This window comes from Gellertiella hungarica (genome assembly GCF_014197145.1).
Lineage (GTDB): Bacteria > Pseudomonadota > Alphaproteobacteria > Rhizobiales > Rhizobiaceae > Gellertiella > Gellertiella hungarica.
Genome location: NZ_JACIEZ010000002.1, coordinates 388,680 through 408,235, shown reverse-complemented (window position 1 = coordinate 408,235; position 19,556 = coordinate 388,680). Strand labels below are relative to the sequence as shown.

Here is a 19,556-nt window from a genome sequence, read left to right as displayed (position 1 = left end):
AGGGCTTTGCGCGGTCCAACTATTCCACCTGATGCCGATGACCGGCGGCACGGTGAAAGGGAAGCGAAGGCAAGAAGGAGGGCGCCTTCGGGTAGGGTGCGTCTGCCATCTGCGGCGCCAGGGCTGCATCCCGTCCGGTCCCGGTCAGGTCAGTTCCGACGCCGGCTCACCCCGGCGGTGATGGCCGTCCGCTTACTGGCGGAACAGCTGCATGATGTTGGCAGCGTTGGTATTGGCGATCGAGAGCGACTGGATGCCGAGCTGCTGCTGGGTCTGCAGCGCCTTGAGGCGGGTCGATTCCTCGTTCATGTCCGCATCCACCAGGCGGCCGACACCCTTGTCGATCACATCCATCAGCGTCGAGACGAATTCGTCCTGCATGTCGATGCGCTTGTTGATGGCACCGAGCGTTGCGGCCGAGTCGGTCAGCACCTGCAGCACGCTTTCCACGGCGCTGATCATGCCGTCGAGGTCGTCGTTGGAGGTGCTGGTGGAGATCTTGATTTCCGAACCCGTCGCGCCAGTTGCAGCACTTGCATTGACGAGGAAGTAGGTTGCCGTCGTGGTGGTGGAACCGCTCGGCTGGGTGATCTGCATGCCCTTGGTCAGGATGCCGCGGCTTGCCTGGGACGTGTCGATGAGGACCGACTTCGTGGTGTCGAAGGCCAGCGTGGTCACCGACACCGTGCCGTTTGCCGCACGGTTGAAGGAGGCAACGATCTGCTTTGTGCCCAGCGCAGTGGTGGAGGCGTTGAAGAGCCAGTTTTCCCCGGAGAAGGAGGCGGACTGGGCAATCGAGGTCAGCTGGTTCTTGAGCTCGGTGAGCTCCTTGTTGATCTTGTCCTTGTCGACGCCGGGTTCACGGGCGGCGACGAGCTTCGCCTTGATCTCCGTGACGACCTTTACCGAGGAATCGAGGCCGGCATAGTAGGTGTCGGTCTTTGCCGCACCGAGACCGAGCGCATCCTTGACGGTCGAGAGAGCCTCGTTGTCGGAGCGCATCGTGGTCGCGATGGACCAGTAGGCGGCGTTGTCGGCTGCAGTGCCCACGCGATAGCCGGAGGAAATGCGGTTCTGCACCGTTTCCATGTTGCTGTCGATTGTGCGCAGGGTCTGGAGTGCCGCCATGGCGGCGGTGTTGGTCAGGATGCTTGTCATGGTCATTGCCCCATAGAGATGTCGGGACATACCGGAGTGCAAAGGGAAATACCGGTAACGATGATCAGCATCATGCAGGTGGCCACGTTTTGCCCTGGTGACCAGCTCATCGTTCTGTTAACGAATAGTTATCAGTTATATGGTTAACAAAAGGTTAACGCAATTAAGAAAAAATTATTCTGTATAAAAAAATTGTAAAAATCCGATGGCCATTTCTCGCATCGAAAGCAGGAGGCATCCCGGAACGCGAAAAGGCCGCGCCCGGGGGCGCGGCCTCTTCTGTTCGGCTAATTGTCCTGCGCTGTTAACGGAACAGCGAGAGGATGTTCTGTGCGTTGCTGTTGGCGATCGAGAGCGCCTGGATGCCCAGCTGCTGCTGCGTCTGAAGCGCCTTCAGGCGGGTCGACTCTTCGTTCATGTCCGCATCCACCAGGCGGCCGACACCCTTGTCGATCACGTCGGTGAGGGAGTTGACGAAGTTGTTCTGCAGCTCGATGCGGCTGTTGGTGGCGCCGAGTGTTGCAGCCGCGTCGGTCATGTTCTTGAGCGTGGTGTCCACGGCCATGATCATGCCTTCGAGGTTGTCGTCCGTGGTGGCCGACGAGATCTTCACTTCCGTGCCCGTTGCGGTGGTGGTCGCGTTCGGGTTGATCAGGTAGTAGGTCGCGGTGGTCGTGGTCGTGCCGCTCGGCTGGGTCACCGTCACGCCGACGGTCAGCAGGCCGCGGTTGGCGTTCTTGGTGTCGATCAGGACCGACTTCGAGGTATCGTAGTCGATGGTCTGGATCGAGACGGAGCCGTTGGAGCCGCGGGTGAAGGAACCAACCATTTCCTTCGTGCCGGCAGCGGTCGTGGAGTCGTTGTACAGCCAGTTTTCGCCGGAGAAGGCGGCCGACTGCGAAACCGAAACCAGCTGGTTCTTGAGTTCGGTCAGTTCCTTGTTGATCTTGTCGCGGTCGACACCCGGTTCGCGGGCGGCAACGAGCTTGGCCTTGATTTCGGAAACGACGTTGATGGCGGTGTTCAGGCCGGAATAGGCCGTGTCGGTCTTGGCTGCTGCCAGACCCAGTGCATCCTGCACGCCCGAAAGCGCCTTGTTGTCAGAGCGCATGGTGGTTGCGATCGACCAGTAGGCAGCATTGTCCTTTGCCGTTTCTACGCGATACCCGGAAGAAACATGGTTCTGCGTCTTTTCCAGGTTCTGGTCGATCGAACGCAGGGTGGCAAGAGCTGCAAGTGCTGCAGAATTGGTCATGATACTCGTCATTGGTACTGCCCCTTTTGGACTAGATAAATGGAAGGGACATACCGGATTTACTTACCGGCAACGGCAGCCAGCGTCATGCAAACTAACCTGTTCTGTACTCGTTGGTTAATCCGCCGTTTGATGGTTACAGTAAATACTATTAACGTTAAAAAATACTGAAGCAAAACATACATTTCTCATAATCAATGCCCGAACGCGGCTCAGGCCCGATCCAGAATGAATATTTTTCTCATATTTTTCAATTGCTTATAGATTTTTTCGTCCCTTCGCCCGCGTTCTGGACCTGCTGAGCGGCGTTAACGCGAAAGGCCCGCGCGTTTCCGCGCGGGCCTTCCCGAAGTGTGATGGGGACCGTCTTTTAACGGAACAGCTGCAGGAGGTTCTGCGCGTTGCCGTTGGCGATCGAGAGCGCCTGGATGCCCAGCTGCTGCTGCGTCTGCAGCGCCTTCAGGCGGGTCGACTCTTCGTTCATGTCCGCATCCACCAGGCGGCCGACACCCTTGTCGATCACGTCGGTGAGGCTCTGGACGAAGTCCTTCTGTAGCGAGATGCGGCTGTTGACGGCGCCGAGCGTTGCGGCCGCGTCGGTCATGTTCTTGAGCGTGGTGTCCACGGCCATGATCATGCCTTCGAGGTTGTCGTCCGTGGTGGCCGACGAGATCTTCACTTCCGTACCGGTCGCGGTCGTGGTCGCGGAGGGGTTGATCAGGTAGTAGGTCGCGGTGGTCGTGGTCGTGCCGCTCGGCTGGGTCACCGTCACGCCGACGGTAAGCAGGCCGCGGTTGGCGTTCTTGCTGTCGATGAGGATCGACTTGGAAGCGTCGAATTCCAGGGTCTGGATCGAGACGGTGCCGTTGGCATTGCGAACGAACGAGCCGACCATTTCCTTCGTGCCGACTGCGGTCGTCGAGTCGTTGTACATCCAGTTTTCACCGGAGAACGAAGCGGACTGCGCGATCGAGTTCAGCTGGTTCTTGAGCTCGGTGAGCTCCTTGTTGATCTTGTCCTTGTCCACGCCGGGTTCGCGGGCGGCGACGAGCTTGGCCTTGATTTCCATCACGACGTTGATGGAGGAGTTCATGGCCGTATAGGCCGTATCGGTCTTTGCCGCGCCGAGGCCGAGAGCGTCTTCGACGCCGGAGAGGGCCTTGTTGTCGGAGCGCATCGTGGTCGCGATCGACCAGTAGGCGGCGTTGTCGGCTGCAGTCTGTACGCGGTACCCCGAAGAAACTCGATTCTGGGTGTTTTCCATCGACTGATCGATCGAACGCAGAGTCTGGAGAGCTGCCATTGCGGCGGTGTTGGTGATAATGCTGGTCATAGGACTTGCCCCTTGGTGCATAGGAGTTTCGAGGGACATTCCGGACTATTTACCGGCAACGGTGAGCGACATCATGCCAATTAATTCGCTTGGTTAATCATTAATTCACCGTTCGAATGATTGGTAGATGACACGATTATGGTTAATAAACGCCTAAGCTCTCCAACGCGATTTTAACCATGTTTGTTAATTTTCGCGGCCGCACGGCCACAGCTATCTCCTTGATATGGTTCCTGTTTTTCCGAACGCACCTTAACAGCCGAAAAAGCGTTAAAAAAAATTTTGGCCGCCTCTCCTAACGGAGGGCGGCCCAAAAGATAAAATTGCGGCGTCGGGAAGGGGCTACTTGAACAGCTGCAGAATGTTCTGCGCATTGGTGTTGGCGATCGAGAGCGCCTGGATGCCGAGCTGCTGCTGGGTCTGCAGCGCCTTGAGACGCGTCGACTCCTCGTTCATGTCCGCATCCACGAGGCGGCCCACGCCCTTCTCGATGGTGGAGACCAGGTTCTTGACGAAGTCCGACTGCGAGTCGATGCGCGTCTTGATGGCGCCGAGCGTCGAGGCGGAGTCGATGACCTTCGCCAGCATTATCTCCACCGCGTCCCGCATGCGCCTGAGGTCGTCAGCGCTTGTCGCGCTGGTGAGCTTGATTTCGTTGCCGTTTGCGCCGGTTGCAGCACCGGGATCGATGAGGAAGAAATCGTTTGTCGTGGTGCCGTCGGGGTCGGTGACCTCGGTATCCATGGTCAGCACGCCGCGCTGGACGTCGCCGATATCGATCAGGATCGACTGGCTGGCATCGTAATCGATGGTCTGGATGCTGGTGCTCCCGCTGTCGGAACGGGTGAACGAGCCGACGAGCTGCTTGACGGGCATCGTATCGCTGTCGGAGTTGTAAACCCAGTTTTCGCCGGAGAAGGATGAGCTGAGCGTCACGCTGAAGATCTGCTTCTTGAGTTCCTCGACTTCCGCAGAGACCTTTTCCTTGTCCACGCCCGGCTGGGATGCGGCGACCAGCTTGCTCTTGATCTTGTCGAGCAGGCTGCGCACCTGATCGAGACCGGCATAGGCCGTATCGGTCTTGGCCGAACCGAGGCCGAGCGCATCGACGGTCGTGGACAGAGCGCCGTGGTCGGAGCGCATGGTGGTGGCGATCGACCAGTAGGCGGCATTGTCGGCTGCATTGCCGACCTTGAAACCGGAGGAAATGCGCTCCTGTGTCGTGTTCAGATTGTTGTCGATCGTGCGAAGGGTCTGCAATGCAGCGAGCGCTGCGGAGTTCGTCAAAAGGCTGCTCATCATTTCGCCCCTGGAGTTGGTAATGTGCGGACAGTCCGGCAACACCGGGGACGGACCTCGACCTCATGTCTGCTGCGCCTTCGAGGACACAGCCGCCGTCTTCATGAGGTCATTTATATTTTTCATTCCTAATTTCGCAACTATTTTTTTAACGGTTTCTTAACCTCTGCAAGCTTCGCGCAAGACAGAAAAGGCGCCGCCGGTCGATCCGGCGGCGCCCCTGGTCAGAGCAGTGCTGATCCGTGGATTAACGGAAGAGCTGCATCACGTTCTGCGCGCTGCTGTTGGCGATGGTCAGCGCCTGGATCGCCAGCTGCTGCTGGGTCTGGAGCGCCTTGAGCTTGGTGGACTCCTCGTTCATATCAGCATCGATCAGGCGGCCGATGCCCTTGGTGAAGGTATCGGCGAGATCCTTGACGAAAGCGCCCTGCGTATCGATGCGCGACTTCACCGCACCCAGCGTACCGGCGGCATTGGTGACTTCGCCGATCATCACCTCGACGGCGGCCTGCATCCCGCTGATCGAATCGGTGGTGGAGGTGGCGTAAACGATTGCTTCGGTACCGTTGGTGGCGTTGGTCGTGGAGCTGATGTTCATCAGGAAGAAGGTGGTGGAGGTGCCGGCTGCGGTGTTGACGCCGATGCCCTTGGTGAGGATGCCGCGGTTGGCATCGCCCTTGTCGAGAATGACGGAGGTGGCGGCATCGAAGGTAATCGTCTGGATGGCGATCGAGTTGCCGGAGCTGCGCGTGAAACCACCCACCATGTTTCGTGCCACCATGGCGCCGGTCGTCGAGTTGTACAGCCAGTTTTCACTCGAGAATGAGGAGGACTGCGCGGTGGTGTTGAGCTGGTTCTTGAGTTCCGAGATCTCGCGGTTGATCTTGGTGCGGTCCACGCCGTTCTCCTGTGCCGTTACCAACTTGCCCTTGATGGCGTTGAGGATGTTGAGCGTGCGCTCCAGACCGGCATAGGCCGTGTCCACCTTGGCCGAAGCAAGGCCCAGCGCATCCTGGACGGTGGCCAGCGCCATATTGTCGGACTTCATGGTGGTGGCAATGGACCAGTAGGCGGCGTTGTCGGCAGCCTGGCCGACGGCAAGGCCGGAGGAGATGCGGGACTGGGTCTGCGACAGGTTGGTGTCGATGCTGCGGAGAGTGGAGAGTGCGCCGAGTGCGGCCGCATTGGTAAGAATGCTAGACATGAAATTGCCCCTTGAAAAACGCAAAACTGAAAGGGACATACGGAATGTTTACCGTCGACTGGGCTGCGGCGTCATGCCTGTCAGTCTTCATCCTCGCTGATGCCCGTCGTATGATTAGGTTCTTACATTAGAATCTTAACATTTTCTTTTACAGATCGATGAGGTGAAGAAAGGGGAGGATTTCTCTGCTCCTCCCCTCAACATGGCCTTCCCGCCGCGCCTTACTGGTGGAAGAGCTGCATGATCGCCTGGGAATTGTTGTTAGCGATGGTGAGGGATTGCACGCCGAGCTGCTGCTGGGTCTGCAACGCCTTCAGCCGCGTCGATTCCTCGTTCATCTCGGCATCGACGAGGCGCCCGACGCCAATGTCGATATTCTCCGTGAGGTTCTTGACGAACTGCTGCTGGGTATCGATCCGTGCCTTGACGGCGCCGAGCGTCGTCGTGACGTCGATGACCGTCTGAAGCATCTGATCGACCGCCTGTGCCATGACCCCAAGCGCATCGTTCGTCGTGGCGTTGCTGATCGAGATCTCCGTCCCGGTCGCGGTTGTGGTCGAGGAGATGTTGACGAGGATGTAGGTATGGGTGGTGTTGGCATCCACGGCAACGCTTGTGGTTCTGGTAAGGACCCCGCGCGTGGCATTGGTCTTGTCCAGCATGACGGATGAGGACGCGTTGAAGTCGATGGTCTGAATGGACACGGCATTGGCTGCACTGCGGGTGAAACCGCCGACCAGATTCTTGGTGCCCGGCGGGTTGGTGCCGGTGTTGTAGAGCCAGTTTTCCGAAGAGAAGCTCGCAGACTGGGAAACCGTGACGATCTGGCCCTTCAGCTCGGCGATCTCCTTGTTCACCTTGGCCTTGTCCACACCCGGCTGGCTCGCCGCAACAAGCTTGCTCTTGATTGAGTCCAGCAGCGTCTTGATCTGATCGAGACCGGCATAGGCTGCATCGGTCTTCGCCGCACCGAAGCCGAGCGCATCCGTCACGGTCGCCAGAGCGTGGGAATCGGTTTTCATTGTGGCTGCAATGGACCAGTAGGCTGCATTGTCTGCGGCCTGCGAAACGCGCATGCCGGAAGAGATGCGCTGCTGCGTGGTGTCCATGTTGTTGTCGATAGTGCGCAGCGTGGAGAGTGCGGCGAGAGCGGCGGTGTTTGTCAGAATGCTGGTCATCGGTGTGCCCCTTCGGCTGAATGTTGTTTTGAGGGACATTACGGACTGGATACCGTGGGCAGCGGGTGCGTCATGCAGGATCTGTCTGTTGAGATTCGGCCGCTGCCGTATGGTCAGGTTCTAGGACAGATATGGTTAATGATCCGTAAATCTCTAATTTATTTTAACCTTTCTTTCTAAATCACTTCCAGGCCTCGATTGCGCTCTCTCCGGAATGAAAAAAGGAGGGCGATCGCTCGCCCTCCCTTTCCTTGCCTGACTGCGGTTCCGCCGGTTTACTGGCGGAACAGCTGCATGATCATCTGCGAGTTGTTGTTGGCGATCGACAGCGACTGGATGCCGAGCTGCTGCTGCGTCTGAAGCGCCTTCAGCCTGGTGGACTCCTCGTTCATATCGGCATCGACGAGGCGGCCGATGCCCTTGTCGATCGTCTGGATCAGATCCTTGACGAACTGGTTCTGCGTGTCCACGCGCGCCTTCACCGCACCCAGCGTGCCGGCAACGTCGATCACGGTCTGCAGCATGGCATCCACTGCGCTCTGCATGCCGGTGATGTTGTCATTGGTCGTGGTGGCATAAAGAATGATTTCGGTGCCTGCGGCGGCCGCCGTCGAGGACGAAATGTTCATCAGGAAGAAGGTGGTCGAGGTGCCTGCAGCGGTGTTCACACCGGTGCCCTTGGTGAGGATACCGCGGCCGGCATCGCCCTTGTCCAGCAGGACCGACGTGGCCGCATCGAAGGTGATCGTCTGCACGGAGATGGTGTTGTTGGTGTTGCGGGTAAAGCCGCCCACCATGTTTCTGGAGCCCATTGCGCCGGTCGTGCCGTTGTAGAGCCAGTTTTCCGTCGAGAAGGACGAAGACTGCGCGGTGGTGAGCAGCTGGTTCTTGAGCTCGGCGATTTCCTTGTTCACCTTGGCCTTGTCGACGCCCGGCTGCATGGAAGCCAGCAGCTTGCTCTTGATCTGGTCGAGCAGGGTCTTGGCCTGGTCGAGGCCGGCATAGGCCGCGTCCACCTTGGCGGCACCGAGACCGAGGGCATCGGTCACGGTGGAAAGCGCATGAGAGTCCGACTTCATCGTCGTCGCAATGGACCAGTAAGCCGCATTGTCCGAGGCCTGGCCGACGCGCTCGCCCGAGGAGATATTGTTCTGGGTGTTTTCCAGATTGGTATCGATGGAGCGCAGCGTGGAGAGTGCGGCAAGCGCGGCGGTATTGGTGAGAATGCTAGACATGTGTTTTGCCCCTTTGGCTAAATAACTGAAATAGAGGGACATTACGGACTGGATACCGTGGGCAGCGGGCGCTTCATGCTGGAACCGTCTCGTGAGGTTCAGCCGGTGCCGTATGACCATGTTCTAAAACGCGTATGGTTAATGTGACGTAAATCGCTAATTTTTTTTATTCTTGTTCTTTAATGTTGAAGGTTCTTGGAAAAGAAACGAAAAGGGCCGCACCTTTCGGTGCGGCCCCTGCTTTTTCGGTCCGGTGTTTCGCTATCAGCGGAACAGGGCCAGAATGTTCTGGGAGTTGCTGTTGGCGATCGAGAGCGCCTGGATGCCCAGCTGCTGCTGCGTCTGAAGCGCCTTCAGGCGGGTCGACTCTTCGTTCATGTCCGCATCCACGAGGCGGCCGACACCCTTGTCGATCACGTCGGAGAGCGACTTCACGAAGTTGTTCTGCAGGTCGATGCGGCTGTTGACGGCACCGAGCGTTGCGGCCGCGTCGGTCATGCTCTTGAGCGTAGAGTCCACGGCCATGATCATGCCTTCGAGGCTGTCGTCCGTGGTGGCCGACGAGATCTTCACTTCCGTGCCCGTTGCGGTGGTGGTCGCATTCGGGTTGATCAGGTAGTAGGTCGCGGTGGTCGTGGTCGTGCCGCTCGGCTGGGTCACCGTCACGCCGACGGTCAGCAGGCCGCGGTTGGCGTTCTTGGTGTCGACGAGAACCGACTTGGAAGCGTCGAAGTCGACGGTCTGAACGGAAACGGAGCCGTTCGAGCCGCGGGTGAACGAGCCAACCATTTCCTTCGTGCCGACGGCAGCGGTCGAGTCGTTGTACAGCCAGTTTTCGCCGGAGAACGAAGCGGACTGCGATACCGAGGTCAGCTGGTTCTTGAGTTCGGCGAGTTCCTTGTTCACCTTGTCGCGGTCAACACCCGGTTCGCGGGCGGCAACGAGCTTGGCCTTGATTTCGGAAACGATGTTGATCGCCGTGTTCAGGCCGGAATAGGCCGTGTCGGTCTTGGCAGAAGCCAGGCCCAGGGCGTCCTGAACCGTGGAGAGCGCCTTGTTGTCCGAACGCATGGTCGTTGCGATCGACCAGTAGGCAGCGTTGTCCTTTGCGGTGTCGACGCGGTAACCCGACGAGATCGCGCTCTGGGTGCGCTCGAGGTTCTGGTCGATCGAACGCAGGGTAGCGAGAGCGGCGAGCGCCGAAGAGTTGGTCATGATGCTTGACATAGGAATTGTCCCTTTTTTACGCAGAACTTGTTGAGGGACATACCGGACTTGATACTTCACCGGTGATGACAGATGGCTTCATGCCTCTCGGCTCCGCATTTTTCCTCGTGAGGAGACCAAACCCGTCATGTAGGGATGATGATGCGGTGAAATTATTTCAAACAACTTAACTCAGACAGAAGCATTCGAACCGTGCACAGCATGGTGAATGTGGCGTTAATGATCACGCAGAAATTCGAATGAAATCATAGGCTGCTCGACGGGCTGCGCCCGTCAGGAAAAGGAGCGGACAAGGCTGCCCACAAGCAGGTTCCAGCCATCGATAAGAACGAAGAACAGGATCTTGAAGGGCAGCGAGATCGAGGTCGGCGGCAGCATCATCATGCCCATGGCCATGGTGATGGTGGCAACGATCAGGTCGATCACGAGGAAAGGCAGGATGATCAGGAAGCCGATTTCGAAGCCGCGCCGGATTTCCGAGATCATGAAGGCCGGTATCAGGACGCGATAGTCGATCTTGTCCGGGGTGCCGACGGACTGGTTGCGCTCGCGCGCGAGGTCGACGAAGAGCTTGAGATCCTTGTCGCGGGTATTGGCGGACATGAAGGTCCGGAACGGCTCGGCGATGCGAACCACCGCTTCCGCTTCCGTGATCCGGTTGTCGAGAAGCGGCTGGGCCCCTTCCTGCCAGGCCTTGTCGATGGTCGGTGCCATCACGTAGAAGGTCATAAACAGCGCCAGACTGAGCATGATCATGTTGGACGGCGTGGTCGACAGGCCGATGCCCGAGCGCAGGATGGAAAAGGCGATGATGAAGCGCGGGAAGCTCGTCACCATGATCAGGATGCCCGGCGCGATCGAAAGCACCGTAAGCAGGCCGAAGGTGCGGATGATCCATGCCGCGGCGGAGCCATCGACGGGCACGTTCAGGATGTTCGTCGGAAGCTGCTGGGCAGCCGCCACCGCGGGAAACAGCAATACGATGCAAACAGCCGTAAAAAATCGAATCATTCGATCACGAAGGTCCTGAACATCACCTTCGATACGCGGCCTTCCGAGCGCAGGTCAACACGCTCCTGTATGTCATCCCGAAGATATTCGAAGCCGCGCGGACCTTCGATCTGCTGCAGCGAAACGGTGCGGAGATAGCCGAGGATATCCTGGTGGATTTCCTCGGCAAGCTTGGGATCCGGCGGGCCGTTGAACATCAGCGCCACGTCGAGCTTGATCCAGTTTTCGGAGGGATAGGCGAGATTGGTGGTGATGGGCTCCAGCTGCACGATGCCGTTGGCCTCGGTCGCGATCTTCGGGAGCCCCTCCTCCTTCTTCTCTTCCTTCTTGCCGCTTTCCGCGGCCGCCTGCTTGGCGGCTTCGGCCTTGGCGGCCGCAACCTGCGGCGCCAGCTTTTCCGCCAGCATCCCGCCGAGGACCCAGCCGCCGCCGCCACCGACGAGCGTCAGCACGGCGAATGCCCCGATGAGGGGAACCAGTCCGCCCTTCTTCTTGGGTGCGTCTTCGGTTTCGGCTTCGTCCGCCATCTCGTCGTCCTTGGTAATGTCTCATGAGGCGCCGGCGCCGAAACGCCGGCTCCAGGATCAGAAGGGTGCGTAGAGGTCGACGGCCTGCTGGCCGACCGGCGGCTGCTGCACCTCGGTGAGGCGACCGCGGCCACCGTAGGAGATGCGGGCCTCGGCAATCCGCTCGTAGGAGATCGTATTGTTGGCATCGACATCCTGCGGCCGGACGATACCGGCCACATTGAGGATGCGCAGTTCATGATTGACGCGCACCTCCTGCGAACCGGAAATGATCAGGTTGCCGTTCTCCAGAATACCGGTGACGACGGCCGCGACCAGAAGCGTCAGCTTCTCGGCGCGTTCGGTGGTGCCCTTGCCCTGGGTGGAGGTATCGGAGCCGTACCCGACCTCGCCATTGGTGGCCGGATCCCAGCCGAGCAGGTCGGTCTTCAGCGACCACTTGCCGCCGCTGTCGTTCTTACGGCTGCGGTCGGTCTTGTTGTCGAAGGAGGCCTTGTCGTTGATCTGGATGTTGACGGTCAGGATGTCGCCCACATTGAGTGCCCGGGCGTCCTTGAAAAGGGCCGCGCGGCTGTCGTTCCAGAGCGAATAGCCTACGGCGGTCCGCTGCGGCTCCTTCGGATAAAGCGCCATCTGCTGCGTGCGGCCATATTGCAGGCCGCTGCCGATGGGGCTCATTTCCGGCGCCCGTCCAATTTCCCGCGCCGCCTGGCTCTGGCACCCGGCCAGCAGGGCGGCGGTCATGATGGCTGCAACACACTTCTTCATGATGGGTCCTTGGAGGTATTGGGATCGGCCGCACTGGTCATCACCGCGGCCACCATGGCGGCCTTGCGCGGATCCATTTCACTGAGGATCAGGCCCGACTGGCGGGCCGGAAGCTTCATGATGATCGAGGCCGCGATCTCCGGGCGCAGTTCCTGCAGCTGGGGGGCTGCGGCATCTGCCTTCATCGTCTTGTAGACGCCGATCAGATTTGCCTCGGTCTGGGCGAGAAAGTCGTTGCGCCGCTTGAGCCAGTCCTCGTATTCCGCCTTGCGCTTCTCGAGAATGGCGATGCGGGCATTGATGTCGCCCTGGAGCTTCTCGAGCTCCTGCTTCTGCAGCAGGTAGCGCCGGTCCTTTGCGGCATCGGCGATGTTCGTGCAGAACCTCTTGATTTCTTCCTCGGACGTGAGCTCGCCGAGCTGGCGCGGCTTCGGATAGGCCTTGATGCCACCGCCTTCGGCAGAAGCCTCGGCCGCCGGCTGTGCGGCCCCCTCGCCTTCGGCGGCGACCGGCTGCTGCTGGGCTTCCTCGGTGAAGGCCGGGCCGGCAAGGCCGAGGCAAAGGAGGCCAAGGGCCGCGGCGGTTGCCGCGAGAGAACGGGTTTTCAGGGATGGTCTGTCAATCATTGCAGAACGAGCTCCGCTTGCAGGGCCCCCGCGGACTTGATGCCCTGGAGGATGGCGATGATGCCGTCAGGCTTCACGCCGATGTTGTTGAGGCCGGCGACGAGGGTCTTGAGGTCGGGACCTTCCAGCATGGCGACCTTGCCGCCGGTCTTCTGGGCGGTGATGTCGGTCTGCGGCTGGAGGGCGGTCTGCCCGCGCGAGAAGGGTTCCGGCTGGATGACCTGCGGCGTCTCGGTCACCTGAACGGTCAGGGTGCCGTAGGAAACGGCCACCTTAGAGACCCGCACGTCGGCGCCGATGACGATGGTACCGGTGCGCTCGTTGACCACGACCTTCGCCGGCGTATCGGTTTCCACCTCGAGATTCTCGATGTCGGCCATAAGCCGGGCGAGATCGACGGTCTTCGGCTTCTCGACGGCGATTTCCTGGCTGTCGCGCGCCTCGGCGATCGGGGCGCCGTATTTCTTGGCCGCATACCGGTTGACCGTATCGGCCACGCCGACGGCAGTCGTGAAATCGGGATTGCGCAGCTGCAGGACGAGGTCGATCCCGTCCTTGAAGCGGGAGGGAAGCTGGCGCTCGATGATCGCCCCGTTGGGAACGCGACCGCCGGTCGTCACGCCTTCGGTCACGCTCGATGCCTGGCCCTGGGCCGTGAAGCCGGAAACCACGACACTGCCCTGTGCAACGGCATAGATCTGGCCATCAGCACCGGAAAGCGAAGTCATGATGAGCGTGCCGCCGCGCAGCGAGGTGGCATCGCCGAGCGAGCTGACATTGACATCGATCCGGCTGCCGGGGCTTGCAAAGGGCGGCAGCGTGGCGGTGACCATCACGGCAGCGGTGTTCTTCGCGCCGGACTGGCCGCCCTGGGTGGAAATGCCGAGGTTCTGCAGCATGGCCCGCATGGACTGCTCGGTGAAGGGCGATGCGCGAAGGCTGTCGCCCGACCCCTGCAGCCCGACGATGAGGCCGTAGCCGATCAGCTGGTTGTCGCGGCCTGCCTGGAGCGAGGCAATATCCTTGATGCGCGAGGTCGCCGCCATGGCCGGCTGGAAGCCGGTCAGCACGAAGGCGGCGGCCATCAGGCTATGAAGAAGGAAACGCAGTTTTTTCATTTGGCCACCACATGGATCGTGCCATCCGCCATGACCGTGCCGCTGACGATCACGCCGGAATCGAGATTGCGGGCCCGGATCACGTCGCCGACTGCGGCATCCACCAGCGGCGAACCCGCAGCAGAGATGGTCATGTTGCCGATGCTGAAGGTCAGGCGCACCGTCGAACCGCGGGTCATCGCATAGGGTTCGCGCAGCGAGGACACCGGAATGGTCCGGCCCGGCAGGAGCGTCGAACGGGCGATCATGCCGATCACCTCGTTGCCGTTGCGGGCATAGTCCCCGGAGAGGTTGGGATTGGTCACGTCGACCACCTGGATCCTGTCGCCGGTGATTTCCTGGCCGGGATAGATGATCGCCGTGGGAATGACGGCCGTGCCGAGTGCACCGGCGAAAGCCCAGGCAGGGCCGAACGCAACCTTTGCAGCAAGGGCTGCCGCCCCCGCGAGGGTCATCGATTTTTGGGAAAACCTCATGTTCACCCTGCCTTTCTTTCCTTACCTCAAGTTCTTGGAGACGACGGCTGCCATTTCATCCGCGGTCTGGATGACCTTGGAATTCATCTCGTAGGCGCGCTGGGCGGAAATCATTTCGGAAATTTCCTTCACCGCATCGACGTTCGAGCTTTCGAGATAGCCCTGCTTGAGCGTGCCGAAGCCCGGATCGCCGGGAGCCGCCACGATCGCCTCGCCGGAAGCCGGCGTCTGACGGAACAGGTTGTCGCCCATGGGCTCGAGGCCGGCCTCGTTGACGAAGTTTGCAAGGGTCAGCTGGCCCACTTCGGTGAACTCGCCGGTATTGCCGGCGCGCACCATGACCTGGCCGGTCTCGTTGATCTTGATCTCGGAGGTATCCTGCGGGATCGTGATGTTCGGGACGACGGAGTAGCCGTCGATGGTCACGAGCTGGCCCTCGCCGTTCTTGTTCAGCGCGCCGGCCCGGCTGTAGACAGTGGTGCCATCCGGCGTCTGGACCTGGATCCAGCCGCGGCCGACGATGGCCACGTCCAGCTCGTTGTTGGTTTCGGTCAGCTCGCCCTGGATATGGATGTTGCGCACCGCGGCTGTCTGCACGCCGAGACCGATGTTGGCGCCTTCCGGCACGATGGCCTGGTTGGCGCGGTTCGGGACGCCCTGCAGGCGCTCGGTCTGATAGAGCAGGTCGGTAAATTCGGCGCGGGCGCGCTTGTATCCTGTCGTGTTGATGTTCGCGATGTTGTTCGCGATCACTTCGAGATTGGTCTGCTGGGCATTCATGCCGGTTGCGGCGATGGAAAGCGCTCTCATGCTGGTTCCCCCGGAAACGCGTTAAATCTGCATCTTGGTGACGTCGAGGAAGGCGGAGACCACCTTGTCGCGGATCGAGATCGCCGTCTGAAGCGACTGCTCGGCCTGCATGACCGCATCGACGACCTCGCGGGTCGATGCCTTGCCCTGGATGCCGGCGAAGGACATGGCCTCCCCCTGGCGGATGTTGTTCATGGCGTCGCTCGCCATCTCGGTGAGAACTTCGCCGAAGCTTGCGCCGGTCGCCTGGCCCGGGGTTGCCCCGGGCGTGGCGGTCGTCTTCGTCTCGAGCAGCGTCTTGCCGACGGCGCCGAGGCCGGAAATGCCACTAATTCCACTCAATGCGTCGATCATTGGGATGCCTTCAGAAGATCCAGCGTCGCGGAGATGAGGTCACGCGACTGTTTGACGGTCTGGAGATTGGCCTCGTAGGTGCGGTTTGCTTCCCGCATGTCGGCCATCTCGACGAGGATGTTGACGTTGGGCATCTTCACCATGCCCTTCTCGTCCGCGGCCGGATTGCCGGGATCGTATTCCTCGATGAATTTCGAACGGTCGAAGCCGAGCTTCTTGACCGTGACGACATCGGCGCCCGAGGCCTTGTCGAGCTCGGAACCGAAGGTGATGGTCTTGCGCCGGTAGGGGTCGGCACCGGGCGTATCGCCGGTGGAGCGCGCATTCGCGATGTTTTCGGAAACGATGCGCAGGCGGGTGGACTGGGCTTCCAGGCCGGTGCCCGCAATCTTGAGGGAGGCTGCCAAGGGATCCATGGTGGTTTATTTCCTTACCGTCATCAACATCATGCGATGGAAGGATTTGACGAGAGCAGCGTTGAGCTCGTACTGGCGCTTGATTTCGCCGCTCTTGGTCATTTCCTCGGCCAGGCCCACGGTATTGCCGGACTCCTGAACGCCGATTTCGTTGACCAGCTCCGCTTCGCGGACATCGACATCCCCGCTGATGCCGGCCGGATTGCCGGTCAGATGCGCGGCATTGGTGCGCGCCATGCGGAAATTGCTGCGGCTGTCCAGAACCGCGTTGAAGGGCGTGACATCCCTGGCGCGGTACTTCGGGGTGTTGGCATTCGCGATGTTGGAGGCCACCACTTCCTGGCGGATGGAAAGCCATTCGGCTTGCCTCGATGCCAGGTCGAAAAGTTGGATAGGCTGCGTCATGCTGTTCTCCGTCTTGTCCTGACTAAACCCTAAGGGGCTAATCTTGCGTCAGACTTACGGAAAACGTGGTGCGGAAAACCCTTTACTCCGGGGCGAAGACGTTGCCCTTGGAGGTGACGATCACCCACTGTCCGTTGCGCTGCTCGAGGGCGGCGAGTCGGCTCTGGTCGGGCAGGATGGAGCCGACGCGCACCATGTACATGCCTGACCTGTCCTCGATCATGGCGCGGCCGTTGGCGACGTGCAGGAGCCGGAAGCCGGTCGGACCGGGGAAGGGCTGCTCCTCCATGGGCACCGGACGGGTGTTCTTGTCCTTGCCGAGGCTGGACACGCTGGCGGTGGTCAGCTGATCCATCGGCAGCGGCTGCGGATTCGGGTTCTTGTTGCGGTTGACCATGGCCATCGGAGAGACGCTGAAGACGTTGCGCGGGCCGGTATGCGGAAGGTCCCGGCTGCGATCGATGGCGGCCACCCGGATCCCGAACTTGTCTTCGTTGAAGAACACGTACCAGGGAAAGAAGGCTGCGGCCGCGGCCATGGTGATGCCGGTCGCGATCAGCACGCGGTCGACCCAGACAGACTTCCTGCGCGGCCCCGCAAGCGGCGGAACGGGCATGTCGTCATCGGTCTCGAGGTCCAGTTCGGTCAAGGCTTTGGTGTCCTTTGTCATGTCATTCAACGGGTCAGCGGACCGCTCCGTTCTTCAGGCCGTTTGCGAGATCCGCGAAGGCATCGTTGGCAGGCTTGTCGCCGGGCGATTGCTTCAGCACCTCGTAGATGATCGGCACCTGCTTGATCGCCATGTCGAGATCCGGATCGCTGCCGGGGCGATACCCCCCGATGAGCCTGAGGTCCCTCGTCTCCTCGAAGCGATGGATCAGCGACTTCAGGCGCCGCACCAGCTTCTCCTGGTCGGGCGTCCAGGCCTTCCGGGCGAGACGGGAAATGGAGGCTAGCGGATTGACGGGCGGATAGCGGCCCTCCTCCGCGAGACTGCGCTCCAGGACGATGTGCCCGTCGAGAATGCCTCGGGTGGAGTCCGCGATGGGGTCGTTGTGGTTGTCGCCGTCGACGAGGATGGAGATGATGGCGGTGATGGTTCCGGCGCCTTCGGCCCCGGGACCCGCCCGCTCCAGAAGACGCGGCAGTTCGGTAAAGACCGAGGCCGGATAGCCGCGCGCGATCGGCGGTTCGCCGGCTGCCACGGCCACCTCGCGGATCGCATGGGCAAAGCGCGTCACGCTGTCGACGATCAGAAGCACGTTGTCGCCCTGGTCGCGGAAATGCTCGGCTATGGTGACGGCGGAAAGCGGCGCCATCTTGCGCAGCATCGGGCTTTCATCCGACGTCGCCACCACGGCGATGGACTTGGCCATGTGCACGCCCAGCGTATCCTCGATGAACTCGCGCACTTCGCGGCCGCGCTCGCCGACCAGCGCGATGACCACCTTGTCGAAGGCATCGGCGCGCGCCAGCATCGACAGGAGCGTCGACTTGCCCACGCCCGAGCCGGCAAAGATGCCCAGTCGCTGGCCGTAGCAGAGCGGCGAGAAGATATCGATGGCACGCACGCCCGTCTTGAAGCCGGTTTCGACGCGCTGGCGCGTCATCGAGGGCGGTGCGGTGTTGGAAATGGGACGGCGGATATGGCCGGGGGTCAGCGGCCCCTGCCCGTCGATGGGCTCGCCGAGGGCGTTGATGGTCCGACCGCACCAGCTGTCGTCGGGGGCGATGCGGAACGCGCCCTTGCGGATGATGGTATCGTGGATGCCGATCGGTTCGCCGGGTTCGATGGGGCACACGTAGACCACATCCGGCTCCACGCGGATCACCTCGCCCAGATGAATGCCCGACGGGCTTCGATGGGCCACGAACTCGCCAAGGCGCACGTGCCGCGAAAGGCCGGAGACGGTGTAATGGCCGGCCGCTATGGTCTCCACGTGACCGCCGTGGGTGACGGCGTGGGCCGGCCGGGCATAACGGTCGACGAGCCCCGCAAGCTGGCTCAGCTTTCTGGAAACAGGAATGTCGTCCAACAATGCCTCGGTCATGCCTTGTCACTCCCTGCGGATTCCGGTCCCGCCTGCAGGCGGGCAGCGCCCGGTCCTCGTTTCGAAAAAAGTCATTCTTCGTGGCGCTCCGGAAGGAGCGACCTGACCGCCCGGCCCTCATGGCAGACGGCTGCAGATGGCATCAGCGGCTGCCGCCGAGGGTCTTGATGGCCTCTTCGAGCGAGCTTTCGCTATCGCGGATCAATGCGGTGATCTGCTCGAAGGCACGGTTGACCTGGATGAGCTGCGTCATTTCGCCGATCCCGTTGACGTTGGACTGCTCCACATAGCCCTGCATCACGCCCACATCGGGCCGATCCACCACCGGCTGCGGCGCCTGGGTGGAGATCACGCCCGAGTTCTCGAAGCGGACGAAGCCCTGGGCGAGATCGGCGGTGAACAGCCCGATCGAACCGACCTGCTTTCCACCCTGATAGATGTTGCCGTCGCGGGCGACCTTGATCGGACCGCCGTCGCGGTTGACCTGGATCGGGGCACCGCCCGCGTCGAGAACGGGATATCCGCGGGTGGACAGGAGCTCGCCGGTATCCGACAGCGTGAAGCGGCCGTCACGGGTCAGCACCTGCCCGACCGGCGTATTGATGGCGAACCAGGCATCGCCGCGGACGGCGAAATCCAGATTGTTGCCGGTCTCCTGCATGTCGCCCTGGCGCTCGGACAGATAGTCGTTGCCCTGGGAGACGAAGGCGACCTTGGCGCCGATGTCGTTCTGGGTGTTGCTCAGAACCTGATCGAACTTCACGTCCGTCGAGCGAAAGCCGACGGTGTTCGAATTGGCCATGTTGTCGGCAATGGTGGTCAGACGCCGCTCGAGGGCGATCTGCGAGGAAAGCGATACATAAAGGCCGGACTGCACGGTCGGGTTTCTCCGCAATGATCCCAGGGATGGACGACTGCTCCGGGCTGCCCTCCGCGTTTCTGTGCCGAACCTGCACAGAAGGAAGCGGGTTGCGTTAACGCGGTCCTCATAGGGTACCGTCATAATGACCCCGGGCATGATCGCCCTGTTCGGCCGAATGTGCGGAACAATGCTTGCGCGAAACTGGCTCATGGGCCTGCCGTCTGCCCGGCCCATAACAAACAG

The 19,556-nt window shown here is 60.9% G+C and carries 21 protein-coding genes; all 21 read right to left on the bottom strand.

The window, feature by feature from the left end; translation table 11 throughout:
• Window positions 1–192 precede the first annotated feature (192 nt).
• The 21 genes from GGR23_RS06570 to flgF all read right to left on the bottom strand — a co-directional run bounded on the left by GGR23_RS06570 (window position 193) and on the right by flgF (window position 19,328).
• Entirely contained in the window at window positions 193–1,158 is a 966-nt protein-coding gene (locus GGR23_RS06570; protein ID WP_183365368.1) for a flagellin N-terminal helical domain-containing protein, read from the bottom strand.
• 304 nt (window positions 1,159–1,462) lie between these two features.
• A complete protein-coding gene (locus GGR23_RS06565) occupies window positions 1,463–2,425 on the bottom strand; it encodes a flagellin N-terminal helical domain-containing protein (protein ID WP_183365367.1) in 963 nt (320 codons plus the stop codon).
• 358 nt (window positions 2,426–2,783) lie between these two features.
• The gene (locus tag GGR23_RS06560; RefSeq protein ID WP_183365366.1) at window positions 2,784–3,746 is read right to left on the bottom strand and encodes a flagellin N-terminal helical domain-containing protein; all 963 of its coding nucleotides are present in this window, start codon (window positions 3,744–3,746) and stop codon (window positions 2,784–2,786) included.
• 342 nt (window positions 3,747–4,088) lie between these two features.
• Window positions 4,089–5,045 (bottom strand): flagellin N-terminal helical domain-containing protein, encoded by a 957-nt coding sequence (locus tag GGR23_RS06555; protein ID WP_183365365.1) that lies wholly within the window; start codon window positions 5,043–5,045, stop codon window positions 4,089–4,091.
• 247 nt (window positions 5,046–5,292) lie between these two features.
• Window positions 5,293–6,249: a flagellin N-terminal helical domain-containing protein gene (locus GGR23_RS06550; protein WP_183365364.1), complete on the bottom strand. Its 957-nt coding sequence runs from the start codon at window positions 6,247–6,249 to the stop codon at window positions 5,293–5,295.
• 221 nt (window positions 6,250–6,470) lie between these two features.
• Window positions 6,471–7,427, bottom strand: a complete 957-nt coding sequence (locus GGR23_RS06545; protein ID WP_183365363.1) for a flagellin N-terminal helical domain-containing protein — start codon at window positions 7,425–7,427, stop codon at window positions 6,471–6,473.
• A gap of 275 nt (window positions 7,428–7,702) precedes the next feature.
• Complete coding sequence (locus GGR23_RS06540) at window positions 7,703–8,662, bottom strand: flagellin N-terminal helical domain-containing protein (RefSeq protein ID WP_183365362.1); 960 nt, start codon at window positions 8,660–8,662, stop codon at window positions 7,703–7,705.
• 264 nt (window positions 8,663–8,926) lie between these two features.
• Complete coding sequence (locus tag GGR23_RS06535; protein WP_183365361.1) at window positions 8,927–9,889, bottom strand: flagellin N-terminal helical domain-containing protein; 963 nt, start codon at window positions 9,887–9,889, stop codon at window positions 8,927–8,929.
• A 273-nt stretch (window positions 9,890–10,162) separates the two neighbouring features.
• Entirely contained in the window at window positions 10,163–10,900 is a 738-nt protein-coding gene (fliP, locus tag GGR23_RS06530; RefSeq protein WP_183365360.1) for a flagellar type III secretion system pore protein FliP, read from the bottom strand.
• The gene (locus GGR23_RS06525; RefSeq protein WP_183365359.1) at window positions 10,897–11,427 is read right to left on the bottom strand and encodes a flagellar basal body-associated FliL family protein; all 531 of its coding nucleotides are present in this window, start codon (window positions 11,425–11,427) and stop codon (window positions 10,897–10,899) included. The genes fliP and GGR23_RS06525 overlap by 4 nt, the downstream gene beginning before the upstream one ends.
• A gap of 57 nt (window positions 11,428–11,484) precedes the next feature.
• The gene (gene flgH, locus GGR23_RS06520; protein WP_183365358.1) at window positions 11,485–12,195 is read right to left on the bottom strand and encodes a flagellar basal body L-ring protein FlgH; all 711 of its coding nucleotides are present in this window, start codon (window positions 12,193–12,195) and stop codon (window positions 11,485–11,487) included.
• Entirely contained in the window at window positions 12,192–12,821 is a 630-nt protein-coding gene (locus GGR23_RS06515; protein WP_183365357.1) for a MotE family protein, read from the bottom strand. Before GGR23_RS06515 ends, flgH begins: the two co-directional genes overlap by 4 nt.
• Window positions 12,818–13,906 (bottom strand): flagellar basal body P-ring protein FlgI, encoded by a 1,089-nt coding sequence (locus tag GGR23_RS06510; protein ID WP_246365101.1) that lies wholly within the window; start codon window positions 13,904–13,906, stop codon window positions 12,818–12,820. Before GGR23_RS06510 ends, GGR23_RS06515 begins: the two co-directional genes overlap by 4 nt.
• Window positions 13,907–13,935: 29 nt before the next feature.
• The gene (flgA, locus tag GGR23_RS06505; protein WP_183365355.1) at window positions 13,936–14,415 is read right to left on the bottom strand and encodes a flagellar basal body P-ring formation chaperone FlgA; all 480 of its coding nucleotides are present in this window, start codon (window positions 14,413–14,415) and stop codon (window positions 13,936–13,938) included.
• 21 nt (window positions 14,416–14,436) lie between these two features.
• Window positions 14,437–15,225 (bottom strand): flagellar basal-body rod protein FlgG, encoded by a 789-nt coding sequence (flgG, locus tag GGR23_RS06500; RefSeq protein WP_183365354.1) that lies wholly within the window; start codon window positions 15,223–15,225, stop codon window positions 14,437–14,439.
• A 21-nt stretch (window positions 15,226–15,246) separates the two neighbouring features.
• On the bottom strand, window positions 15,247–15,579 hold the full coding sequence (gene fliE / locus GGR23_RS06495) for a flagellar hook-basal body complex protein FliE (RefSeq protein WP_183365353.1): 333 nt from the start codon (window positions 15,577–15,579) through the stop codon (window positions 15,247–15,249).
• A complete protein-coding gene (gene flgC / locus GGR23_RS06490; protein WP_183365352.1) occupies window positions 15,576–15,995 on the bottom strand; it encodes a flagellar basal body rod protein FlgC in 420 nt (139 codons plus the stop codon). The genes fliE and flgC overlap by 4 nt, the downstream gene beginning before the upstream one ends.
• A 6-nt stretch (window positions 15,996–16,001) precedes the next feature.
• Entirely contained in the window at window positions 16,002–16,400 is a 399-nt protein-coding gene (gene flgB, locus GGR23_RS06485; RefSeq protein WP_183365351.1) for a flagellar basal body rod protein FlgB, read from the bottom strand.
• A gap of 82 nt (window positions 16,401–16,482) precedes the next feature.
• Entirely contained in the window at window positions 16,483–17,016 is a 534-nt protein-coding gene (locus GGR23_RS06480) for a flagellar protein (RefSeq protein ID WP_183365771.1), read from the bottom strand.
• 67 nt (window positions 17,017–17,083) lie between these two features.
• Window positions 17,084–18,451 carry a flagellar protein export ATPase FliI gene (gene fliI, locus GGR23_RS06475; RefSeq protein ID WP_183365350.1) on the bottom strand — a complete coding sequence of 456 codons (1,368 nt, stop codon included), beginning with the start codon at window positions 18,449–18,451 and terminating at the stop codon, window positions 17,084–17,086.
• A gap of 142 nt (window positions 18,452–18,593) precedes the next feature.
• The gene (flgF, locus tag GGR23_RS06470; RefSeq protein WP_183365349.1) at window positions 18,594–19,328 is read right to left on the bottom strand and encodes a flagellar basal-body rod protein FlgF; all 735 of its coding nucleotides are present in this window, start codon (window positions 19,326–19,328) and stop codon (window positions 18,594–18,596) included.
• Window positions 19,329–19,556 lie beyond the last annotated feature (228 nt).

Excerpts from the sequence above, each read along its gene's own strand:
- GGR23_RS06570 (WP_183365368.1), bottom strand. The coding sequence starts at position 1,158 with ATGACAAGCATCCTGACCAACACCGCCGCCATGGCGGCACTCCAGACC.
- GGR23_RS06565 (WP_183365367.1), bottom strand. The coding sequence starts at position 2,425 with ATGACGAGTATCATGACCAATTCTGCAGCACTTGCAGCTCTTGCCACC.
- GGR23_RS06560 (WP_183365366.1), bottom strand. The coding sequence starts at position 3,746 with ATGACCAGCATTATCACCAACACCGCCGCAATGGCAGCTCTCCAGACT.
- GGR23_RS06555 (WP_183365365.1), bottom strand. The coding sequence starts at position 5,045 with ATGAGCAGCCTTTTGACGAACTCCGCAGCGCTCGCTGCATTGCAGACC.
- GGR23_RS06550 (WP_183365364.1), bottom strand. The coding sequence starts at position 6,249 with ATGTCTAGCATTCTTACCAATGCGGCCGCACTCGGCGCACTCTCCACT.
- GGR23_RS06545 (WP_183365363.1), bottom strand. The coding sequence starts at position 7,427 with ATGACCAGCATTCTGACAAACACCGCCGCTCTCGCCGCACTCTCCACG.
- GGR23_RS06540 (WP_183365362.1), bottom strand. The coding sequence starts at position 8,662 with ATGTCTAGCATTCTCACCAATACCGCCGCGCTTGCCGCACTCTCCACG.
- GGR23_RS06535 (WP_183365361.1), bottom strand. The coding sequence starts at position 9,889 with ATGTCAAGCATCATGACCAACTCTTCGGCGCTCGCCGCTCTCGCTACC.
- fliP (WP_183365360.1), bottom strand. The coding sequence starts at position 10,900 with ATGATTCGATTTTTTACGGCTGTTTGCATCGTATTGCTGTTTCCCGCG.
- GGR23_RS06525 (WP_183365359.1), bottom strand. The coding sequence starts at position 11,427 with ATGGCGGACGAAGCCGAAACCGAAGACGCACCCAAGAAGAAGGGCGGA.
- flgH (WP_183365358.1), bottom strand. The coding sequence starts at position 12,195 with ATGAAGAAGTGTGTTGCAGCCATCATGACCGCCGCCCTGCTGGCCGGG.
- GGR23_RS06515 (WP_183365357.1), bottom strand. The coding sequence starts at position 12,821 with ATGATTGACAGACCATCCCTGAAAACCCGTTCTCTCGCGGCAACCGCC.
- GGR23_RS06510 (WP_246365101.1), bottom strand. The coding sequence starts at position 13,906 with ATGGCCGCCGCCTTCGTGCTGACCGGCTTCCAGCCGGCCATGGCGGCG.
- flgA (WP_183365355.1), bottom strand. The coding sequence starts at position 14,415 with ATGAGGTTTTCCCAAAAATCGATGACCCTCGCGGGGGCGGCAGCCCTT.
- flgG (WP_183365354.1), bottom strand. The coding sequence starts at position 15,225 with ATGAGAGCGCTTTCCATCGCCGCAACCGGCATGAATGCCCAGCAGACC.
- fliE (WP_183365353.1), bottom strand. The coding sequence starts at position 15,579 with ATGATCGACGCATTGAGTGGAATTAGTGGCATTTCCGGCCTCGGCGCC.
- flgC (WP_183365352.1), bottom strand. The coding sequence starts at position 15,995 with ATGGATCCCTTGGCAGCCTCCCTCAAGATTGCGGGCACCGGCCTGGAA.
- flgB (WP_183365351.1), bottom strand. The coding sequence starts at position 16,400 with ATGACGCAGCCTATCCAACTTTTCGACCTGGCATCGAGGCAAGCCGAA.
- GGR23_RS06480 (WP_183365771.1), bottom strand. The coding sequence starts at position 17,016 with ATGCCCGTTCCGCCGCTTGCGGGGCCGCGCAGGAAGTCTGTCTGGGTC.
- fliI (WP_183365350.1), bottom strand. The coding sequence starts at position 18,451 with ATGACCGAGGCATTGTTGGACGACATTCCTGTTTCCAGAAAGCTGAGC.